The sequence below is a fragment of the Cellulosimicrobium sp. SH8 genome (assembly GCF_025818875.1).
GTDB classification, from domain to species: domain Bacteria; phylum Actinomycetota; class Actinomycetes; order Actinomycetales; family Cellulomonadaceae; genus Cellulosimicrobium; species Cellulosimicrobium cellulans_D.
In genome coordinates this window covers 37,664-58,143 of record NZ_JAMXMH010000009.1, presented here as the reverse complement: position 1 = coordinate 58,143, position 20,480 = coordinate 37,664, and the positions used below count along the sequence as shown (strand labels likewise).

At 74.8% G+C, this 20,480-nt stretch carries 16 protein-coding genes; 9 read left to right on the top strand and 7 right to left on the bottom strand.

Going from position 1 to position 20,480, the window contains the following annotated elements; translation table 11 throughout:
• Positions 1 to 217 precede the first annotated feature (217 nt).
• The 4 genes from NF338_RS13345 to NF338_RS13330 all read left to right on the top strand — a co-directional run bounded on the left by NF338_RS13345 (position 218) and on the right by NF338_RS13330 (position 5,314).
• Positions 218 to 961 carry a DUF4956 domain-containing protein gene (locus NF338_RS13345; RefSeq protein ID WP_318783077.1) on the top strand — a complete coding sequence of 248 codons (744 nt, stop codon included), beginning with the start codon at positions 218 to 220 and terminating at the stop codon, positions 959 to 961.
• Complete coding sequence (locus tag NF338_RS13340) at positions 958 to 1,842, top strand: polyphosphate polymerase domain-containing protein (protein ID WP_264031233.1); 885 nt, start codon at positions 958 to 960, stop codon at positions 1,840 to 1,842. The genes NF338_RS13345 and NF338_RS13340 overlap by 4 nt, the downstream gene beginning before the upstream one ends.
• Positions 1,842 to 3,905 carry a carbohydrate-binding domain-containing protein gene (locus NF338_RS13335; RefSeq protein ID WP_264031232.1) on the top strand — a complete coding sequence of 688 codons (2,064 nt, stop codon included), beginning with the start codon at positions 1,842 to 1,844 and terminating at the stop codon, positions 3,903 to 3,905. Before NF338_RS13340 ends, NF338_RS13335 begins: the two co-directional genes overlap by 1 nt.
• A gap of 584 nt (positions 3,906 to 4,489) precedes the next feature.
• Complete coding sequence (locus NF338_RS13330) at positions 4,490 to 5,314, top strand: NAD-dependent protein deacetylase (protein ID WP_264031392.1); 825 nt, start codon at positions 4,490 to 4,492, stop codon at positions 5,312 to 5,314.
• 96 nt (positions 5,315 to 5,410) lie between these two features.
• On the opposite strand, the gene NF338_RS13325 is transcribed toward NF338_RS13330, so the two are convergent.
• The gene (locus NF338_RS13325) at positions 5,411 to 5,842 is read right to left on the bottom strand and encodes a nucleoside deaminase (protein ID WP_205206896.1); all 432 of its coding nucleotides are present in this window, start codon (positions 5,840 to 5,842) and stop codon (positions 5,411 to 5,413) included.
• Between the two features lie 397 nt (positions 5,843 to 6,239).
• Between NF338_RS13325 and upp the strand changes: the two genes are divergently transcribed.
• The 3 genes from upp to NF338_RS13310 all read left to right on the top strand — a co-directional run bounded on the left by upp (position 6,240) and on the right by NF338_RS13310 (position 8,769).
• Positions 6,240 to 6,875, top strand: coding sequence for a uracil phosphoribosyltransferase (upp, locus tag NF338_RS13320; RefSeq protein WP_087470014.1), 636 nt, complete (start codon positions 6,240 to 6,242; stop codon positions 6,873 to 6,875).
• Positions 6,876 to 7,201: 326 nt separating this feature from the next.
• Positions 7,202 to 7,885, top strand: a complete 684-nt coding sequence (locus tag NF338_RS13315; RefSeq protein ID WP_264031231.1) for a winged helix-turn-helix domain-containing protein — start codon at positions 7,202 to 7,204, stop codon at positions 7,883 to 7,885.
• A gap of 161 nt (positions 7,886 to 8,046) precedes the next feature.
• The gene (locus tag NF338_RS13310) at positions 8,047 to 8,769 is read left to right on the top strand and encodes an NAD(P)-binding oxidoreductase (RefSeq protein ID WP_264031230.1); all 723 of its coding nucleotides are present in this window, start codon (positions 8,047 to 8,049) and stop codon (positions 8,767 to 8,769) included.
• 49 nt (positions 8,770 to 8,818) lie between these two features.
• Here the strand turns inward: NF338_RS13310 and NF338_RS13305 are convergent, their stop codons facing one another.
• Positions 8,819 to 13,750, bottom strand: a complete 4,932-nt coding sequence (locus NF338_RS13305; protein ID WP_264031229.1) for a sigma-70 family RNA polymerase sigma factor — start codon at positions 13,748 to 13,750, stop codon at positions 8,819 to 8,821.
• Positions 13,751 to 13,925: 175 nt separating this feature from the next.
• Between NF338_RS13305 and NF338_RS13300 the strand changes: the two genes are divergently transcribed.
• Positions 13,926 to 14,723 (top strand): hypothetical protein, encoded by a 798-nt coding sequence (locus tag NF338_RS13300; RefSeq protein WP_264031227.1) that lies wholly within the window; start codon positions 13,926 to 13,928, stop codon positions 14,721 to 14,723.
• 130 nt (positions 14,724 to 14,853) lie between these two features.
• Here NF338_RS13300 and NF338_RS13295 read toward each other — a convergent pair whose 3' ends face one another.
• A complete protein-coding gene (locus NF338_RS13295) occupies positions 14,854 to 15,162 on the bottom strand; it encodes a DUF1540 domain-containing protein (RefSeq protein WP_087470018.1) in 309 nt (102 codons plus the stop codon).
• Between the two features lie 206 nt (positions 15,163 to 15,368).
• On the opposite strand from NF338_RS13295, the gene NF338_RS13290 reads away from it, so the two are divergent.
• Positions 15,369 to 16,097 (top strand): aminoglycoside phosphotransferase family protein, encoded by a 729-nt coding sequence (locus NF338_RS13290; protein WP_264031226.1) that lies wholly within the window; start codon positions 15,369 to 15,371, stop codon positions 16,095 to 16,097.
• Between the two features lie 24 nt (positions 16,098 to 16,121).
• Here NF338_RS13290 and NF338_RS13285 read toward each other — a convergent pair whose 3' ends face one another.
• The 4 genes from NF338_RS13285 to dnaK all read right to left on the bottom strand — a co-directional run bounded on the left by NF338_RS13285 (position 16,122) and on the right by dnaK (position 20,354).
• Complete coding sequence (locus NF338_RS13285) at positions 16,122 to 16,628, bottom strand: heat shock protein transcriptional repressor HspR (protein WP_264031225.1); 507 nt, start codon at positions 16,626 to 16,628, stop codon at positions 16,122 to 16,124.
• Between the two features lie 25 nt (positions 16,629 to 16,653).
• Positions 16,654 to 17,646 carry a DnaJ C-terminal domain-containing protein gene (locus NF338_RS13280; protein WP_087470021.1) on the bottom strand — a complete coding sequence of 331 codons (993 nt, stop codon included), beginning with the start codon at positions 17,644 to 17,646 and terminating at the stop codon, positions 16,654 to 16,656.
• A gap of 192 nt (positions 17,647 to 17,838) precedes the next feature.
• Positions 17,839 to 18,474, bottom strand: a complete 636-nt coding sequence (gene grpE / locus NF338_RS13275) for a nucleotide exchange factor GrpE (RefSeq protein WP_264031224.1) — start codon at positions 18,472 to 18,474, stop codon at positions 17,839 to 17,841.
• On the bottom strand, positions 18,471 to 20,354 hold the full coding sequence (dnaK, locus tag NF338_RS13270; RefSeq protein ID WP_087470023.1) for a molecular chaperone DnaK: 1,884 nt from the start codon (positions 20,352 to 20,354) through the stop codon (positions 18,471 to 18,473). The genes grpE and dnaK overlap by 4 nt, the downstream gene beginning before the upstream one ends.
• Positions 20,355 to 20,480 lie beyond the last annotated feature (126 nt).

The following is a 20,480-nucleotide window of genomic DNA, read 5'->3' as shown; positions in this document are numbered from 1 at the left end:
ACTTAGGTGAGGCTAACATCGCCGCCTGTGCGTGCGGCCGTGACCCCGGTCACGGGGCCGCGAGCGCCGCGGCGCCCGGCGTGAGCTCCGGGCGACGCCCGGCTGGACGGGACTCATACACGCACCCTGTGCCCTCCACAGCGACCGCACAGACTCCCCCGGCGGAATGGGAACGTCCTCGACCACGGCGCCCAGCGCCCCGGCACCCGGAGGCCTCGTGTCCCAGCCCGTCCTGTACCTCGTCGACCTTGTCGCGGTCACCGTCCTCGCGTTCGGCCTCTACTTCCCCCGGCACCGCCGGCGCGACCTCGTGGTCGCGTACCTCGGCGTCAACGTGGGGGTGCTCGCGGTCGCGGCGACGCTCGCGACGAGCAGCGTCGGCGCCGGGCTGGGGCTCGGTCTCTTCGGCGTCCTGTCGATCATCCGGCTCCGCTCGACCGAGCTGTCGCAGACCGAGGTCGCGTACTACTTCGCAGCCCTCGCGCTCGGCCTCCTCGGCGGCCTCGGCGCGACGACCGGCTGGCTGTCCCTCGCGGGCACGGCGCTCGTCGTCGGCGTGATGGCCGTCGTCGACCACCCGCGGGTCCTGCGCCGCGCGCAGAGCCAGAGCGTCGTCGTCGACCGCGCCCTCGCCGACCGCGCCGAGCTCACCCACTACCTGGAGGAGCTCCTCGGCGCCGAGGTCCGCGGCGTGAGCGTCCAGCGCCTCGACCTCGTCAACGACACCACCTGGGTGGACGTCCGCTACACCGAGCCGCGCACCGGCCGTCGTGCGACGCCGGCTCCTGCCCCGGCGGCCGCCGCGCCCCTCCTCGTGCCCGACGCCGTGCTCCCGGTCCCGCGCGAGGCCGCGCCCTTCGCGCCGGTCGCCCAAGCGATCCCGTCGACCCCTCCCACCCGGGCAGCGGCCACCACGCCCGCACCGGCGGCCGGGCCCGAGCGGACGGAGGTGCGCGCATGAGCCCCCGGACCGTGACGGCCGACGACCGTGTCCGCGCCGTCCTCTACCCGCTCGACGGCGTCGGCCTCGACGAGCTCGTGGACGCGGCCGCGCTGCTCACCCGGGTCGACCGCAAGTACGTCCTGCCGGTCGACGACGCACTCACCGTCCTCGGCGCCCTCACCCCCACGACCGGCGCGCGGGTCCTCGAGATCGACGGCGCGCGCAGCGCGGCGTACGAGTCGGTGTACTTCGACACCCCCGACCTCGCGTCGTTCCGCCTCACGGCGACGCGCCGCCGTCGGCGGTTCAAGGTCCGCACCCGGACGTACCTGGACTCGGGCACGACCTTCCTCGAGGTCAAGACCCGCGCCGCGCGCGGCACGACGCTCAAGCAGCGCGTCGCGCACGACGAGTGCCCGACGGCGCTCGGCGCGGGCCGCACGTTCGTCGGGCGGACCCTTGCGGCCGAGGGCATCGACGACGTGCCGGAGCGCGCGCTCGCCCCCGGCCTCGTGTCGCGGTACCACCGCACGACCCTGCTCCTCCCCCGGGCCGACGGCGCCGCGCGCGCCACGGTCGACACGGGCCTCACGTGGCAGCTCGACCAGCCGGGCGCGCACGCGCCGCTCACGTGGCGGGTCCCGCACCTGGTGGTCGTCGAGACCAAGGGCGGCTCCACGCCGTCGGACCTCGACCGCCTCCTGTGGCGGCACGGCCACCGGCCCGAGCGGATCTCCAAGTACGGCACCGGGCTGGCGCTCCTGCGCCCCGACCTGCCCGACGGCCCGTGGCGCCGCGTAATCCGGCGCCACCTCTCCCCCTCCCCCGGCGCGACCGCGCCCGCGGGGACCACGACCCCTCCCGCCCGCACCCCCGGGCACGACGACAGGAGCCTCTGATGCGCATCCGCCGACCCCTGACCACCCTCACCGCCGCCGCGGCGGCCGCCGTCCTCGCGAGCTGCTCCGTGCTGGGCAGCACGGCGACCACGGACACCGCGACGACCGACACGAACGCGACGACCACCGCGAGCGTCGTCTCCGACGCCGTCGCCGGGCTCACGCCCGACGAGGCCCGCGCTGACAACGCCGAGGTGACGGTGGACGACGCCGACCTCGCGTACGACGAGTCCTCCGCGGTGACCGTCGCGCTGGACGGCGACACCGCCTCGGCGGACGGTGACGGCGTGACCGTCGACGGCTCGACCGTCACGATCACCGCCCCCGGCACGTACGTGCTGAGCGGCACGCTGGAGGGGCAGGTCGTCGTCGACACCGCCGAGGACGGGCTGGTCCAGCTCGTGCTCGACGGCGCGGACATCACCTCGACGACGAACGCCGCCGTGAACGTGCAGGACGCGGAGAAGGTCGCCGTGGTCCTCGCGGACGGGTCGAGCAACAGCCTCACCGACGCCGAGACGTACTCCGCCCAGGACGCCGACGGCGAGCCCGACGGCGCGCTCTTCTCGACGGCCGACCTCCTGATCGGCGGCGACGGGGCGCTCACCGTGACGTCGCACGCGAACGACGGCATCGTCTCCAAGGACGGCCTCGTCGTCGCGGGCGGCGAGCTGACGGTCGACGCGGGCGACGACGGGATCCGCGGCAAGGACTACCTCGTCGTCACGGGCGGGACGCTCGACGTCACCGCCGCAAAGGACGGGCTGAAGTCCACGGAAGACGGCGACGAGACCCTCGGGTTCGTCGACGTGCGCGGCGGGTCGATCACCATCGCGTCGGGCGACGACGGCGTGCAGGCCGTCACCGACGTCATCGTCTCCGGCGGGACGCTGTCCGTGACCGCCGCGGGCGGAGCCGGCGCCGAACTCGCCGAGGACGCCTCGGCGAAGGGCCTCCAGGGCGACGTCGGCGTCGTGGTCGGTGACGACGCGAAGATCACTGTCGACGCCGCCGACGACGCGCTGCACTCGAACGGCGCCGTCTCCGTCTCGGGCGGGACCGTCGAGCTGTCGTCCGGCGACGACGGCGTCCACGCCGACGGGGACGTCACCGTCTCGGGCGGCGACCTCACCGTCTCGACGTCCGTCGAGGGCATCGAGGGCGCAGCCATCACGATCTCCGGCGGCGACCTCGACGTCACGGCGAGCGACGACGGCCTCAACGCGACCGTGGGGTCGACGACCGACGAGACAGCGACCGGCGGCGACTCGACCAGCGACGACGGCTCGACCGGCAGTGACGGTTCGGCCGGAGGCGACGGCTCGACCGGCTCGGCGCCCGACGGGACCGCGCCGGGCACGACCGCGGACGGCACGATGCCAGAGCCCCCGGACGGCACTGCGGCCAACGGCACCCCGCCGGAGATGCCCGCCGACGGCCAGATGCCCGAACCCCCTCAGGGCGGCGATCTCCCCGACGGCACCGAGATGCCCCAGGGCGGCCCCGGCGGTGCGGGCGGCGGCATGGGTGGTGGCATGGACACCGACGACGGCTCGACGCTGACGATCTCCGGCGGCACCCTCGCCGTCGACGCCGGCGGCGACGGCATCGACTCGAACGGCTCGCTCACCGTCACGGGCGGCGAGATCGTCGTCCAGGGTCCGACGAACGACGGCAACGGCGCGCTCGACGTCAACGGCACGTTCACCGTCAGCGGCGGGTCGCTCCTCGCGGCGGGCAGCGCGGGCATGGTCGTCGTGCCGTCCACGGACTCCGCGCAGGGCTGGCTCGCGGCGAACGTGTCCGCGAGCGTCGGCGACACCGTCACCGTCACGACCGCCGACGGCACCGTCCTCGCCGAGTACACGGTCACCAAGGAGACGGCGAACGTCGTCGTCTCCTCGCCCGACGTGACGACCGGCGACACCTACACGGTGACGACCCCCGCCGGCTCCGTGACCGCCGTCGCGGGCGAGTGGACCGGCGGCGGCATGGGCGGCCGGCCCAACCGCCCGGGCACCCAGAACAGCACCACCACCCAGGACGGCACCACCGAGTCCTGACCGACGCCGTCCGCCCCGGACAGCCCTGATCCGAGCGTCCTGCCCGGCGGCCACCACGGCCGCCGGGCAGTGCCCTCCCCGCCGACGAACGAACGCGGCCTGTCGAGGTAGAACCCAGGTCCGTCGAGGTAGGGCCCTGGTCACACGAGGCAGAGCTGTGGTCACACCGCGCTGCGCATATCGGATCCGACCCGGCGGGCAGTCGCCCGAGGCGAGCGGAGACCAGGGCGAGACGACGCCGGTCGGGGTGGGTGGTGGTGCCGCGTCGTGGCGGGCCTGGCGGGAGCCGCGAGGAACGAGCGGCGGATGGTAGACGCGGCACCACCACCCACCCCGACCACCCAAGGTGACCAGACCGCCGTCGAACACAAGAACCACGGCTCTACCTCGCGGGCCGTCGTACCGTGGGAGGCGTGCCCACCGACCCGACTCCCCCGCGCTCGACCGAACCCCCGACCGCTTCTCCTGCTCATGTGGCGACGTCCTCCGCGGACCTGCCGCGGTCGACCGTCCCGACCCTGACGTCGCGGCTCGCGTGGCGCCCGAGCCAGCCGCCGCCGTCGGGCACGGAGCCGGAGCCGCCGCTGGGGACGGCGGAGGACGCCGTGCGGCTGCTGCGCGGGCTGCGGGTCACGGCGCTGACGGGCGCGGGGCTGTCGACGGACTCGGGCATCCCGGACTACCGCGGCCCCGACTCGCCGCCGCGCAACCCGATGACGTACCAGCAGTTCGTGCAGGACGAGGCGTTCCGCCGCCACTACTGGGCGCGCAACCACGTCGGTTGGCAGCACGTGCACCGTACGCAGCCCAACGCGGGCCACCGCGCGCTGGCGCGGCTGGAGGACGCGGGGGTGCTCGTCGGGCTGATCACGCAGAACGTGGACCTCCTGCACGAGGACGCGGGCAGCCGGAACGTCATCGACCTGCACGGCCGCTACGACCGTGTGATCTGCCTGCAGTGCGGGCGCGTCATCTCGCGCGAGCACCTCGCGGACCGGCTGACGGCGCTCAACCCGGGGTTCATCGAGAGCATCGGTGACGTCGCGGACGTGGAGATCGCGCCGGACGCGGACGCGGTGATCGAGCAGACGTCGCACTTCCGCCCGGCGCCGTGCGAGTTCTGCGGCGGGGTGCTCAAGCCGGAGATCGTGTACTTCGGGGAGAACGTGCCGCGCGAGCGGGTCGACCGGGCGTACGCGATGGTCGACGAGGGCGACGCTCTGCTCGTGGCGGGCTCGTCGCTGACGGTGATGAGCGGGCTGCGGTTCGTGCGGCACGCGGCGAAGGCGGGCAAGCCGGTCGTCATCGTCAACCGCGGCTGGACGCGCGGCGACCCGCTCGCGACGCTCAAGGTCGACGCCGGCACGACGGAGACCCTCACCACCCTCGCCGAGGCCCTCCCCCGCTGACGCCGAGCACGACGTTGCTGTCGGCATCCGGCCGAGAACGACAGCAACGTCGTGCTCGACGAGGTGCGGGGTCGTGGTCTCCGGTGGCGGCGAGGCTCAGCGCTGGGCGGCGAAGAAGTCGCGCAGGAGCCGGCCGCACTCGTCCTCGCGGACGCCGCCGACCACCTCCACGGCGTGGTTGGCGCGCTGGTCGCGCACGAGGTCCCAGACCGAGCCGGTCGCACCGGCCTTGGGGTCCCAGGCGCCCAGCACGAGCCGTTCGACGCGCGCGAGGACGAGCGCCCCGGCGCACATGACGCACGGCTCGAGCGTGACGACGAGCGTGCAGCCCTCGAGCCGCCACTCCCCGAGCGTCGCGGCGGCCTGCCGCAGGGCGAGCACCTCGGCGTGCGCGGTCGGGTCGCCGGTCTCCTCGCGCCGGTTGCGTCCCACGCCCAGCAGCCGCCCGTCCGGCCCGACGACGAGCGCCCCCACGGGCACGTCGTCGCTCGCGAGCGCGTGGGTCGCCTCGTGCAGCGCGAGCCCCATGAGCGCGTCCCAGACCTGACGGCGCCGCGCGACCGTGCCCGGCGGGAACGTCCCGTCCGCCCACGGCAGGTCGAGCCCGCGCGGCTCCGGGGAGCCGCCGACCGCCGTCGTGCCCGACGCGGGCCCCGCGGTACCCGACGCGGGCCCCTGGGTGCCCGACGCCGGCCCCTCGCCCGGGTGGGCGGGGTCGCCGGGGTGAGCGACGTCGTCGGGCACGGGACCTCCGAGGTGTCAGCGGCACGTCGCGCCATGTCGCGACGAGGTGCTGACACCTCGGTGGCACGGAGAGCTGTCAGCGCCTCACCAGGCTATAGACCGGTGTGGCGCTGACAACTCGCGCACGGCGGGCGGTTACCGGGCGGTACGGGAGGGCCCGCGGTCGGATACCGTTGTCGCCATGCGCCTGCACGTCGCCGACCACCCGCTCGTGGCCCACAAGCTGACCGTCCTGCGGAACAAGGAGACGGCGTCCCCGACGTTCCGGCTCCTCGTCGACGAGCTGGTCACGCTGCTCGCCTACGAGGCCACGCGCGACGTGCGGGTCGAGCCGCACGAGATCGAGACGCCCGTGACGACGACGGTGGGCGTGCGCCTCGCCGAGCCCCGTCCGCTCGTCGTGCCGATCCTGCGCGCGGGCCTGGGGATGCTCGAGGGGATGACGCGCCTCCTGCCGACGGCGGAGGTCGGGTTCCTCGGCATGCAGCGCGACGAGGAGACGCTCGAGGCCGTCACGTACGCGAACCGCCTCCCCGACGATCTGACGGGTCGGCACGTCTTCCTCCTGGACCCGATGCTCGCGACGGGCGGCACGCTCGTGGCCGCGATCGACTACGTCTTCGCGCGCGGGGCACGCGACGTCACGGCGGTCTGCCTCCTCGCCGCGCCCGAGGGGATCCAGGTGCTGGAGAACGCCGTCGGCGACCGCGTGGACGTCCACCTCGTGGTCGCGGCGGTCGACGAGCGCCTCAACGAGAAGGCGTACATCGTCCCGGGCCTCGGCGACGCCGGGGACCGCCTCTACGGCGTCGTCTGACCCGTCCCACCTGGGCGGACGCGCGCGACCCACCTCGGCCGCGCCACCCGACGTCGGCGCCTGAGCCCGGAACGCGAGACTCCCGCGGTCCGCATGCTGAGAAGTTCCCGGGCTCCCCTTGGCGTACCGCGCGGTCCGCTGCCATGCTCGCTCCCGTGAGCACCTGGACCCGTCCCGCCAGCGCGCCGTCCGGCGCGCTCCCGGGCGCGGTCATGTGCGTCTGTTGTCAGGCCTGAACCCTCTCCCGCACCTCGGTTCAGCCCTCGACCCCTGCCGACCCGCCGGTTCCCCGGCGACGCCGTCGGCCCGACGCACCCGGAGCCACCATGACGCTCACCGCTACCCGTCCCGCCCGCCGCACCTCGGCCCGCGCCGCCGCGCCCCGAGCCCTCGCCCCGCAGCGCCCCGCCGCTCAGCACCCGGCGGTGCCGTCGACCCGCCCGGCCACGCCGGAGGCCGCCCCCCGCCGCAACCCCGGCTTCGTGCTCTACGTCGGCGTCGACGCCGCGCCGGGCGAGCAGCCCCAGGCCCAGCTCGTCGAGCTCGCCGAGGCCCTGGGCGAGCTCGCCCGCGACTGGCTGCCGAGCGCCGAGACGTACACGGCCCTCGCGCTCGCCGAGCCCACGACGGCGACGTCGTCGCCCGTGCAGGACATCGCGGCCTTCCGCGAGCGGCTCGCGACCCTGTCGCCCGTGCCGCGCGTCGTCATCGACCCCGCGGGCCGCACGGTCACGGTCGAGGGCCGGTCCGCGCGCCTGACCTTCCGGGAGCTCGAGCTCCTGTCCTACCTCGCCCGGACGGCGCACCGCGTCGTGACACGGGCCGAGCTGCTCGAGACCGTGTGGGCCGACCACGAGGTCGCCGCGGGCAGCCGCACCATCGACGTCCACGTGCGCCGCCTGCGCGAGAAGCTCGGGCTGGAGCACGTCATCACCACGGTCCGCGGGCTCGGCTACCGGTTCGACCCGCAGACCCCCGTCGTCCTCGGCGGCACGGGGGACGCCGCCTGAGGACCCGCGCTGCCGGGCCGCGGTCGACGTGGGGGTACGTGGGGGACCACGCGCCCGGCAGCGCAACCCCGCCCCGGGACGCCCGGCGTCCCGGCGGCAGGGTCGACCAGGGCTCCGCCGCTCGCCGGGCGCACTCGCCCGCACGGCGATACGTTCGGCCCATGCGCACAGTCATCGCGGGAGGTCACGGCCAGGTCGGCCGTCGCCTGGCCCGGACCCTGGTGGAGCGGGGTGACGACGTCGTCGCCTTCGTGCGGTCCGCCGCGCAGATCACGGACCTCACCGAGCTGGGCGCGCACGTCGCGCTCATCGACCTCGAGAAGGACGACGCCGTCGCGGTGTCGTTCGAGCTGGAGGGCGTGGACGCCGTCGTGTTCGCGGCCGGCGCCGGTCCCGGCAGCGGGGCACCGCGCAAGGACACGGTCGACCGGGCGGGCGCGGCGCTGCTCGCCGACGCCGCCGAGCGCGCGGGCGTCGGGCGCTACGTCCTCGTCTCGTCCCGCGGCGTCGAGGCGGCACGCGCCGACGAGCGGCCCGACGACGTCGACGACGTGTTCTGGGCCTACCTGCGCGCCAAGGCCGCAGCCGAGGACGACCTGCGCGCCCGCGACGACCTCGCCTGGACCATCGTGCGCCCCGGACACCTCACCGACGACCCGGGCGTCGGCCTCGTCGCGCTCGCGCCCGTCGGGGACACGGACAAGCCGCGCGGCAAGCGCCGCAAGCCCGGGGCCGCCGTCGGAGAGCGCTCGGACGTGACGCGCGACGACGTCGCGCTCGTCCTCGCCGCGGTGCTCCACGAGCCGCGGTCCGCCGGGCTCGTCCTCGACCTCGTCGGCGGCGACCGGCCCGTGGACGACGCGCTCGCGGACGTCCTGCCGTAGCCCGCTCGCCGACCACGCGCCCTCACCGGCGAGCGAGAGGTCGCGGCCCTCAGCCCTCGCCGCAGCGCGCGCCGCGCTGCCAGAACAGCCCGAGCGGGTCGTGGTCCGGCCGTACGAAGACGCTGCCGTTGCGCGCCGTGTAGTTCCAGCCGCGGTAGGAGACCTCGGTGTCGTGGTCGTACCAGACGCCCGCCTCCCACTCCGGGGCGCACGCGGCCACGGCCGTGAAGTCGTCGACCTTGAGCTGCTCCGTCCACGAGCCCGCGTGGACGACGTACGTCGCCCCGGACCAGGGGGCCTCGCCCAGGCTCTCGGTGCGCCGCTCCCCGGCCCCGACGGTCCACTCGCCCTTGGCCTGCCCCGTGACCCGGAACGTCACCGGGACGTTCGAGCCCGAGTTGTCGAGCAGCACCGACACGGCGCGGTACGAGTGGCCGCGCTGCGCGTCGTAGTACGGGTCGCCGAGGACGAGGCTCGCCGTCGGCTCCTCGACCGTGCAGTCGAACGCCTCGAAGCGCTCCGTGAGCGTCTCGGTGAAGGGCACCCCGAGCACCGTGCGCGACAGCGCGAGCTCGACCTTGCCGGCCTTGACCGCGAGCGCGCCCGTCGCGACGTCGGCGCCCGCGCTCGCCCCCGGGGCGACGTCGCCCAGGTCGCGGTCGCCGAACGGCGTGCGGGCGACGACGTGCATCGCCTCGGCCGAGTCGTTGCGCAGCCCGACGGTGAGCACGACCCCACCCGTCCCGGCGGTGCACCGCGTGGACACGGTCGGGGTGGCCGACCAGTCGGGCTCGTAGCGGTCGCCCTGGTACTTCGCCGTGAGGCGCGCGTCCGTGAACGGCGTGCCGAGCACGGAGCGCGACTGGCGGAACGTGACGGAGCCGGGCTTCACGTCGAGCGCGCGCGTGTCCACGGTGAGCGTCGCGGTCGCGCCGGGCGCGACGTGCTGCGCGGGAGCCGAGTCCCCGTAGCCTGCGGCCGACATGACCACGTCGATCGTCTCGGGCGAGTCGTTGGTCAGCGTGCCGACGAGCTTGACCGACCCGTCCTGCCAGCGGGCGTCGACCGTCGCGGAGGTCGCCCAGCGCGGGGTGTACGTCACGGCGGCGTACCGGGCCTCGACCGTCTTCGTGCCCGGGCCGGCGGGCGCCGCGCGCTCGACCGTGAACGTCGCCGTCCCGGCCGGGACGGACAGCGCCTTCGCGTCCACGGTGAACGTCGCGTCCGCGCCCGGGGCCACGTCGACCGGCGCGGCGTCGCCGTGCGGCGTCGACATCCCCACGCGCAGCGTGGTCGCGGCGTACGGGTTGTGGAACGTGCCGGTCACGACGGACGTGCCGATGCCGGCCCCGGGCGCCACCACCCACGACGCCTCGGCGTCGGCCGCGTGGGCGACCTTCTTCCAGTCGAAGCAGTCGACGCCCTCCACGTCGTGGCTGGCGAGCGGCGCGCCGTCCGCGAGGACCGCGAGGCGCAGCGTCTCCTGGCCCACGCCGCCGGGCACGTCGACGGTCACGGCACGACCGCCGTCGACCGTGCGCGTCAGGTCTCGCCGGCCCTCGACCGAGAAGACGACGGGCACCGACGACCGCGTGTTGTCGTAGCGCAGCGAGACCGCTGCCGAGGAGAGCTCGGTCTTCGGGTCGAGCACGCACTTCCCGACGCTCGGCACGTCCACCGCCGGTGCGTGCCGGACGGTCTCGTACGAGGCCGTCACGGTGTGCGAGCCCGCGGGGCCGCCGAGCCGCGTCGCGCGGAAGACGACCGTGCCCGCCGTGACATCGCGCGAGCCCGTGTCGAGCGCGAGCGTCACGTCCTCCCCCGGGGCGACGTCCACGGCCTCGGTCGTCCCGAGGTCGCCCGCGTCCATGACGACGCGCACCGTCGTCGCCGCGTGGCCGTTGTGGAACGTGCCCTCGACGACGACGGACCGGGACTCCGCGGACCAGCCCGCGGACGCGCTGCCCGTCACCGACCACCGGAAGCAGTCGACGGTGCCCACCGTGTGCCTGCCGAGCTCGTGGCCGTCGGCGCGCACCGTGTAGGTCGCCGCCTGCGCCCCGGCGCGCGGCAGGTCGACGACCCGCGTGGCCCCGCCCGCGACCGTCGCCGTCAGGTCGGGGCGGCCGTCGACGGAGAACACGACCGGCAGGGTCGAGGCCCGGTTGTCGTAGGTCAGGCTCACGGGCGCGGACGACGTGTCCGTCGCGGGGTCGAACACGCACTGCCCGACCGACGGCGCCGGAGCCGTGGGCGCGATAGCCTGCGGCGCCAGCGTGAGCGCGAGGTCGCTCGCGGGCCGGGCGGGAACGGGGTCGCCGGCCAGGAGCCGCTCCTGCGTGAGGAGGATCATGCTCTCGGGGACCGAGGGCGCGTTCACGTCGACCGTCAGCCCGGCCTTCTCGTCCACGCTCGTGCGCCCCGGCACCTCGGCGTCCGACCAGGCGGGCGTGTCGGGGACGACCACGTCGACCGTGACCGGGGCCCCGGTCGTGTTCACGACCTCCGCGACGTACCGCACCTCCCCGGCGACGTTCTCCGCGCGGACGCGCACGTCCTCGGCACCGAGCCACGCGAGGGGCACCTCAGCGGTCATCGTCCGTTCCGCGGTCACAGCCCCGCCCGCGCCGCCGGCGCTGACCTGCACCGGGAACGCGGCGGGCTCCACGCGGATCGACCCGTCCGGCTCCTGCCGGGCGGACGGCACGTAGCTGCCGTCGGCCCGGAGCTCGACGTCGAGGCTCACCTCGGTGCCCGCTCCCGCACCACGCGTCGGTTCCGGCAGGAGGACGTCGCGCTCGCACGTGAGCGAGCGGGCCCAGTCCTGCGTGGTGCACGTCCACGCGTCGCTCGTCGGGCGGACGGACAGACCCTCCGGCAACCGCGGGACCGTGAAGCTCACGCCGCGGGCGGCGCGGTCGCCCGTGTTGGTCGCCGTCAGCGTGAGCGGCGAGACCCCCGGGTTCGCGGGCACCGTGACGCGTTCCTCGTCCAGCCGGACCTCCGCACCGACGTAGTCGAGCGGCGGCGGCTTCAGGCTGGTCCTGACCGTCGGGAGCCCGTCCGCGGTCACGCGCGCGGGGAACTCGTAGGTGCCGCCGCCCCGGGCCGTGACCGTGACGACGAGGTCCCGGACCTCGCCGGGCGCGAGCACGCCGATGGCGCACGTGAGCGTGCCGCCACCCGCCGTCGGCCCGCAGGGCAGGGCCGCCGTCCGGAGCGCGGGAGCGACCGACGCACCGCGCGAGACCACCGTCGAGGTCACGGTCTCCACGCCCGGCGGCAGGTCGACCTCGACGGCGACGTTCTGCGCCGCGCGCCCGCCGGAGTTGGAGACCGTCATCCGGACGTCGGCGGGCTGCCGCGCGACGAGGACGACGTCGGCTCCGAGCGTGAGGCCCAGGTCCGCGGGGGCGGGCTCCGGCGTGCCCGGTTCGGTCGGTCCGGGCGTGCCCGTCCCGGGGTCGGTCGGCGCGGGCGTACCGGTGCCGGGGTCGGTGGACCCACCGGGTGTGGTCGTGCCCGGCGTCGACCCGACCGGGGTGGTGCCGTCCGTGGGCGACCCGCCGCCGGTCCCGGTCGTGTCGCCCGTCCCGGCGGCGGTCTGGTCGGTCGGGGCGGGCGGGACGTTCGTGGGCGACGTCGGGTCGGTGGTGGGGTCCGGCGTCGTCGTGGTCCCCGTGGTCGGTGCGGGCGACGCGGACGGGGACGGGGAGGACTGCGAGGTCGGGGTGGGCGCCGGGTCCGACGAGAACACGCCGAGGGCACCAGCGACCCCGAGCCCGGCGACCGCGAGCACCCCGACCGTGACGGCGGCGGCCGCGAGCGGTGCCGACGTGACGAGGGCGACGAGACCGCCGGCGCCAGCGGCCGCGAGCGCGCCGCTGCCCGCGGCGGCACCGCCGGCAGCGGCTGCTGCCCCACCCACGGACGCCGCACCGGCCCCGACCGCAGCACCGGAACCACCGGCCGCGCTCGCGGCGGCACCCGCGCCGCCGGCGGCACCGGTCCCGGCCGTGCTCGTCCCGGCCGCGCCAGCGCCTCCGGCACCCGCCCCGGCTCCGCCCGACCCGCCGGCAGCCCCGGACCCGCCCGCGGATCCCGCGCCCCCGCTGGACGACCCCTGCAGCGCGGCACCCACACCGCCGGCGACGGCCGCGCCGCCGAACGTCGGGAGGGCCGTCCCGACGAGGCCGAGCGCGCCGACGCCGAGGACCAGCGGGGCGATGACGGCGCGCATGCCGTGCGACACGTCGCCCAGCTCGAGCACGAGCGCACGGCACTCGCCGCAGCTCTCGAGGTGCGACTCCACGCGCGCCGTCTCGCGCTTGGCGAGCCCGCCGCGCACGTACGACCCGAGGAGCGCGTTGACCGTGCGGCACTCCTCGGCGGGCACGGACGTCAGGTGCTGCTGGAGGTACGCCTGCCGCAGGCCCTCCCGCGCCCGGTAGGCGAGCGCGGAGACGCCGTTCGCGGTGAGGCCGAGGATCGGCGCGATCTCGGCCGGGGAGAGGTTCTCGACCTCCGTGTACCAGAGCACGGCGCGCCACCGCTCGGGGAGGTCCTGGTAGGCGCGCGTGACCGTCGAGCGCTCGAACCCCTCGAGGGTCGGGTCCTCGGTGGACGCCATGGGGCCGAACGCCGTCTCGAAGGTGCGCTCGTCGTCCGTCGGCTGGGTGCGGCGTGCACCGTTGACGAGGTCGTAGGAGAGGCGCCGGACGACGGTGAAGAGGTAGGCGCGGAAGGTGACGTCGGGCCCGCCCCCGCCCTGCAGCACGGACAGCGTGCGGGCGAACGCGTCGGAGACGACGTCGTCGGCGTCGGCGGTGGAGCGGACGTACTGGCGCGCGACGGTCCGGGCCGCGGCGGCGTGGCGCTCGTACAGCGCGCCGTAGGCGCTGGTGTCCCCCTCGCGCACGGCCGTGATGAGCTCGGCGTCGCTGAACGCCTCGCTCCACACCCGTTCCTGCGCCTGCGTCATCTCACCCGCCCCGGAGACCGCCCCGGTCCGGGGCGTACGGTGGCCATAGTAGACGCCCGTCCAACTTCGGGGCAGAGGGCTTCCGACGACGGAACGGTAACGGCCGGAGTCCTCCCCGTTCGCCCCATTTCACCCCGGACGCGAGGTCCCGGAAACTTCCTCGCCGACCCGCGTCATGGATCGGCTGCTCGCCCGTCTCATCTACATGGACCACCTCCACGGGTACACCGTGCCCGCTCCCGACGCCGTGCGCGAGCGCTGGCGCCGGGCGAGCGCCGAGCGCATCTGGCTGCGACCGGGCGACTGGTACCACCCTGCCGTCGACGCCCTCGTCGAGGCGCTGTGCGAGGAGCGGGACGGGACACCGGCCGCCGAGCGGCTCGGCCGGGTGCGGGCCGAGGCGGGGGTCGGGATCGGCGAGGCCATCGACGACGTGGTGTGCCTGTACCGGACGCACGACCGCGAACCCGGGACCGACCTGCTCCGCGCGGTCGCCGTCGGGTGGTCCGACGGCTACGAGGCGACCCCCGTGACGCCCGAGGTGATGGACCCCGAGTCCGGCCTCGCGACGTCCCAGTACCTGGTCCAACGGCTGCGGGAGACGTACGGCGTCGCGCAGCGCGCGGGGGTCGACGCCGCCGCGACGCACGGCCTGCTCGTCGTCGACGTCGCGCTCGACCACCTGACCGGGTGGCAGCGTTTCGCTCGGTCGGCGGCGATGGGTCGCGCGCTCACGCACACCTTCGGCGACGGCCACCCCATGGCCTCCCTCGGCAACGGGCTCTTCGTCGTCCTCGGGGAGCGCGGCGCCGACGACGAGACGCTGCGCACCGTGCTCCGCCACAACATCGAGCGCACGGGACTCGCGCTGGGCGTCACGGCGATCCTGCGCCGGCCCCCGCGCGTCTGGCTCGAACCGCTCCCCCGCACCCACACCGCCGCCGTCCAGCTCCTCGACGCGCTCCAGCGCTGACGACCACCGACGACCACCGACGACGCGGCGACGCCCCGGTCCACGCGGGCGAGCGCGCGGTCCGGGGCGTACCGGGGGCGTCAGCGGCCGGCGGGTGACCGGCCGCCTCCGAAGAGGTCGGGGTCGCGCGTCAGCGCGGGGTGAAGGTGAGGCAGTCGGCCTTGTCCTCGCCGGACGCGCCGGCGCCCACGCGGATCGACGGGGCCGAGCACTCGAGCGAGGCGTTGTGGACGCAGTCGGTGCGCTGGCAGGCCCCGACGTGCGCGAGCACCTTCTCGAGACCGCCCTTGGTCCCGAGCGGGATGAAGGTCGCGCACTCGGCGTCGCCCGCGTGACCGGCGATGGTCACCGCGCCGGCGTGGCACCCGTGGTCGTGGTTGTACCCGCACCCGTCGATGGAACACTCGACGACCTGGGGCATCTCCGTGAGGCTGCTCATCGCGATCTCCTGTTCTCCGAGGACCCGTGGTGGGCCGGGCTTCCACCTCCACGGTATTCCCGGAATTCCGCGATGTATAGCAAGGAAGGCCTTGCTAAGAAATGCAGGAATAGCACGGAATTAGCGCACGGCATTCTTGCGGAAATGCGTGGGCGGGCCGGTACCCGGCCCTCGTCAGGAGGGCAGGAGAGGCGTAGCGTCGGCTCATGGCCCCCTCGCTCGGAGCGCCGCTGTTCTCGGGCGCCGACGCCGACCTGTACGCGGTCGGCGCCGACCGCGTCCTGCGACGCTCACGCTCCGGGGCCGACACGGTCGGCACGGCCGAGGTCATGCGGCACGTGCGCGCTGCGGGCTTCCCCGCCCCGCGCGTCGACGCCGCGACGGACGGCGACCTCACCATGGAGCTGCTGCGCGGCCCGACGCTCCTGCAGTCGATCCTCGGCGGCCGGACGTCGCTCGCCGCGTCGGCCCGGATCCTCGTCGCCCTGCACGACGCGCTGCACGCGGTCCCGCCGCCGGCACCGCACGAGCCGGCGTACGCGGCGCTCACCGCGCCGTCCTTCGCCGCCCTCGACGGCCCCGCCGCCGGGCCCCGGTGCGTCGTGCACCTGGACCTGCACCCGGCGAACGTCGTGCTCACCGCCGACGGCCCGGCCGTCCTCGACTGGACGAACGCCCGGCTCGGGCCGGCCGGACTCGACCTCGCCGTGACCGCCGTCGTCCTCGCGGAGGTCGCCGCCGACGAGGACGACGAGCTCGCGCCCGGCGCGCGGGTCCTGCTCGACGCGTTCCTCCACCTCGCCGACCCTGCGCTCCAGGGGCACCTCGACGCCGCCGCGCGGACCCGCGCCGCGGACCCGGGCCTCGATCCCTCGGAGGTCGCGCTGGTCCCGGCCGCCGCGGCGCTGGTCGCGCGCGAGGCCCGCCGGAGCTGAGCCCACGGCGGACCGCCCGGGGGGTCAGGAACCCGCGTCGTCGGGCCGGGGCCGCCAGATGACGAGCGCGCGCGCCTCGCCGTGCTCGACGAGCGTCTCGCGCAGCGCCTCCTCGACCCCGCGGCGCACGCTGCGCCCGCGCGGCACCACGACGACGTCGCCGCTCGCTGCGGCCGCGAACACCCGGCCACCGGGCTCGACGCGCGCGGAGAGCGCCTCGATGCGGCGCTCCAGGCGCTCGACCTGCGACTCGAGCGCGAGGATGCGCTGGATGCCCGCGAGGTTGATGCCCTCGTCGTGACTGAGCCGCTGCACCTCGAGCAGCTTCGCGACGTCGCGCAGCGAGTACCGCCGCCCCCGGCCCGCGGTGCGGCGCGGCACCACGAGGCCGAGACGGTCGTACTGGCGCAGCGTCTGCGGGTGCATCCCCGCGAGCGTCGCGGCCTGGGAGATGACGAGGACGGGAGCGTCCTGGTCGACGTCCGGCGCCGCGCCCGGACCGGGCGAGCCGTCCGCGCGGTACGCGGTCATGCGGACCGCCTCCCCACTCCCCCGGTCACTCCGCGGCCTGCCGGACCAGGTCGGCCCGGACGTCCTGGCCGTCCGTCTCGGCGGCGAACGTCTCGACCGCCTCGCGCGCGGCCTTCGAGAGCTTCTGCGGCACCGCGACCTGGACGGTGACGAGCAGGTCGCCGGTGGCCTTCGCGGTCTTCACTCCGCGGCCCTTGACGCGCAGCGTGCGCCCCGACGGCGTCCCGGCCGGGACCTTGACCTTGACCGACGCACCGTCGAGCGTGGGCACGGCGATCGTCGCCCCGAGCGCCGCCTCGGCGAACGTCACGGGGACGGTCGCGCGCAGGTTGTTCCCGTCGAGCGAGAACACCGGGTGCGGGGTGACGTGCACGGTGACGACGAGGTCGCCGTCCGGACCGCCCGCCATGCCCGGGCGGCCCTTGCCGCGCAGGCGGATCTTCTGGCCGTCGCGCACGCCCGGCGGGATGCGGGTGGTGACGTTGCGGCCGTCGACGGTGAACGTCACGGTCGACCCCTCGACCGCCTGGCGGAACGGGAGGGTCGTGGCCGCGGCGACGTCCGACCCGGCCCGCGGGCGGGGACCGCCGCCGAACTGCTGCGCGCCCGCGCCGCCGAACATCGAGCCGAGGATGTCCTCGAAGCCGCCCGCGCCCTGACCGCCGGTCGAGTAGCGGACCCGGGTGCCGCCCGGGCCGCCGCCGCCGAACATGCCGCCGAACACGTCCTCGAAGCCCGCGCCCCCGGCGCCGCCGGGCCCCGCGGAGAAGCGGGCACCGCCGCCGGCCATGGCCCGGATCGCGTCGTACTGCTCGCGCTCCTTGGCGTCCGAGAGCACGGCGTACGCCTCGCCGATCTCCTTGAACTTCGCCTCCGCGCCCTCGTCGCCCTGGTTCTGGTCCGGGTGGTACTTGCGCGCGAGCTTGCGATAGGCCTTCTTGATCGTGGCGTCGTCGGCGTCCTTGGGGACGCCGAGCGCGGCGTAGAAGTCCTTCTCCATCCAGTCCTGTCCGGTCACGGCGCCTCCCTCCAGTCGGTGGTCGTGGTCCTGGTCCTTCGTGTCATGGGTGTCGGTGTGCTGCTGGCGGTGCTGTGCCCGTCGACGTGCCCGTCGACGTGCTCGTCGTGGTGATCCTCGCGTGCCCGACGGCGGGGCGCACCTCCGCGCGGGAGGGGCGCCGCGCCGTCGGGCACGTGCTCAGGACCCGGCCTACTCGGGGCCGACGACCGAGACGCGCGCGGCGCGCACGACGCGGTCCCCGATCCGGTAGCCCGGCTCGATGACGAGGTTCACCGTGGCCGCGGTCGCCTCGGGGTCGACCTGGTGCATGAGCGCCTCGTGGACGTTCGGGTCGAACTCCTCGCCGACCTTCCCGTAGCGCTCGATGCCGAACTTCTCGAGGCTCGCGTCGAGCTTGTCCGCGATCGCGGCGAACGGGCCGGTGAGCTCGCCGTGCTGGCGGGCGCGGTCCACGTCGTCGAGCACGGGCAGGAGCGCGGTGAGCACGTCCTCCACGCCCTTGGTGCGCGCGGCCTCCTGGTCGCGCAGCGCCCGGTTGCGGTAGTTCGTGAAGCTCGCGCGCTCGCGCTGGAGCGACTCGAGGTGCTCGGCGGCCTCGGCCTTCGCGGCCAGGACGGCCACGTCGACCTCGGCCTCGTCGGACGGCTCGAAGTCGAGGCCCGCGAGCGGGTCCGTCTCCGCGTCGTCACCGGCCGAGCCGCCGGCCGCCCCGGCCTCCGGGTCGACCTTGCGCTTGTCGGTGAAGTGGAACGGCTTGTCCTCGGGGCCCTGGCCGGGCTCGCGCCCGGCCTGCTCCTCGGGGCCCCGGTCCTCGGGGGACGTCACTTCTTGTCGTCCTCGTCGTCCACGATCTCGGCGTCGACGACGTCCTCGTCCGGAGCGGACGTCGCGCCCGCCGCGGCGGTGGCGTCGTCCTGCGCGGCGCCGGGGTTGCCGGCGGCCTGCTCCTGCTCGGCCGAGGCGTAGAGCGCCTGGCCGATCTTCTGCGAGGACGCGACGAGCTTCTCGTGCGCGGTCTTCACGGCGTCGGCGTCCTCGCCCTCGAGCGCGGACTTCACCGACGCGATGTCGGCCTCGACCTCGGTGACGACGTCGGCCGGGAGCTTCTCCTTGTTCTCGGAGACGAGCTTCTCGGTCGAGTACACGAACGCCTCGGCCTGGTTGCGGGTCTCCGCCTCCTCGCGACGCTTCTTGTCCTCGGCCGCGTGCTCCTCGGCCTCCTTGACCATGCGGTCGATGTCGTCCTTGGGCAGCGCCGAGCCGCCCGTGATCGTCATCTTCTGCTCCTTGCCGGTGCCGCGGTCCTTGGCGCCGACGTGGACGATGCCGTTCGCGTCGATGTCGAAGGTGACCTCGATCTGCGGCACGCCGCGCGGGGCCGGCGCGATGCCGGTGAGCTCGAACGTGCCGAGCGGCTTGTTGTCGCGCGCGAACTCGCGCTCGCCCTGGAACACCTGGATCAGCACCGACGGCTGGTTGTCCTCGGCCGTCGAGAAGATCTCGCTGCGCTTGGTCGGGATGGCCGTGTTGCGCTCGATGAGCTTGGTCATCACGCCGCCCTTGGTCTCGATGCCGAGGGACAGCGGGGTCACGTCGATGAGCAGGACGTCCTTGCGGTCGCCCGAGATGACGCCGGCCTGCAGGGCCGCGCCCACGGCGACGACCTCGTCCGGGTTGACGCCCTTGTTGGGCTCCTTGCCGCCCGTGAGCTCCTTGACGACGTCGGTCACGGCCGGCATGCGGGTGGAGCCACCCACGAGCACGACGTGGTCGATGTCGGAGACGGAGACGCCCGCGTCGGAGATGACCTTGTGGAACGGGGCCTTCGTCCGGTCGAGGAGGTCCTGCGTCATCTGCTGGAACTGAGCGCGCGTGAGCTTCTCGTCCAGGTGGATGGGGCCGTTCTCGCTCATCGAGAGGTACTGCATCGAGATGGTGGTGCTCGTCGCGGACGAGAGCTCCTTCTTCGCCTGCTCGGCGGCCTCGCGCAGACGCTGGAGCGCGATCTTGTCCTTCGACAGGTCGACGCCCGAGCTGTTCTTCACCTGCTTGATGAGGTGCTCGACGATGCGCTGGTCCCAGTCGTCGCCGCCCAGGCGGTTGTCGCCCGAGGTCGCGCGGACCTGGATCGTGGAGAAGTCGTCCTCGTCCTTGCCGACCTCGAGGAGCGAGACGTCGAACGTGCCGCCGCCCAGGTCGAAGACGAGGATGAGCTCGTCCTCCTTGCCCTTCTCCAGGCCGTACGCGAGCGCGGCCGCGGTGGGCTCGTTGACGATGCGGGTCACGTTGAGGCCCGCGATCTGCCCGGCGTCCTTGGTCGCCTGGCGCTCGGCGTCGTTGAAGTACGCCGGGACGGTGACGACCGCGTCGGTGACGGGCTCGCCCAGGTACTCCTCGGCGTCGCGCTTGAGCTTGCCCAGGATGCGCGCGGAGATCTCCTGCGCGGTGTACTTCTTGTCGTCGATCTCCACCGACCAGTCGGTGCCCATGTGGCGCTTCACCGAGCTGATGGTGCGGTCGACGTTCGTGACCGCCTGACGCTTGGCGACCTCGCCGACGAGGACCTCGCCGGTCTTGGAGAAGGCGACCACCGACGGCGTCGTGCGCGACCCCTCGGCGTTCGCGATGACGGTGGGCTCTCCGCCCTCGAGGACGGCGACCACCGAGTTGGTGGTGCCGAGGTCGATCCCGACTGCTCGTGCCATGTGTGCTGCCTCCGTTGTGGATGGGGTGCCCGACGGCGCACGCGCGCCCGGACACACCGGGTTGAGTCTGCTTCACTCAAGGTAGGCACGGGGTGCGCTCGCGCGCAAGCCCGCTCGCCAGAACTT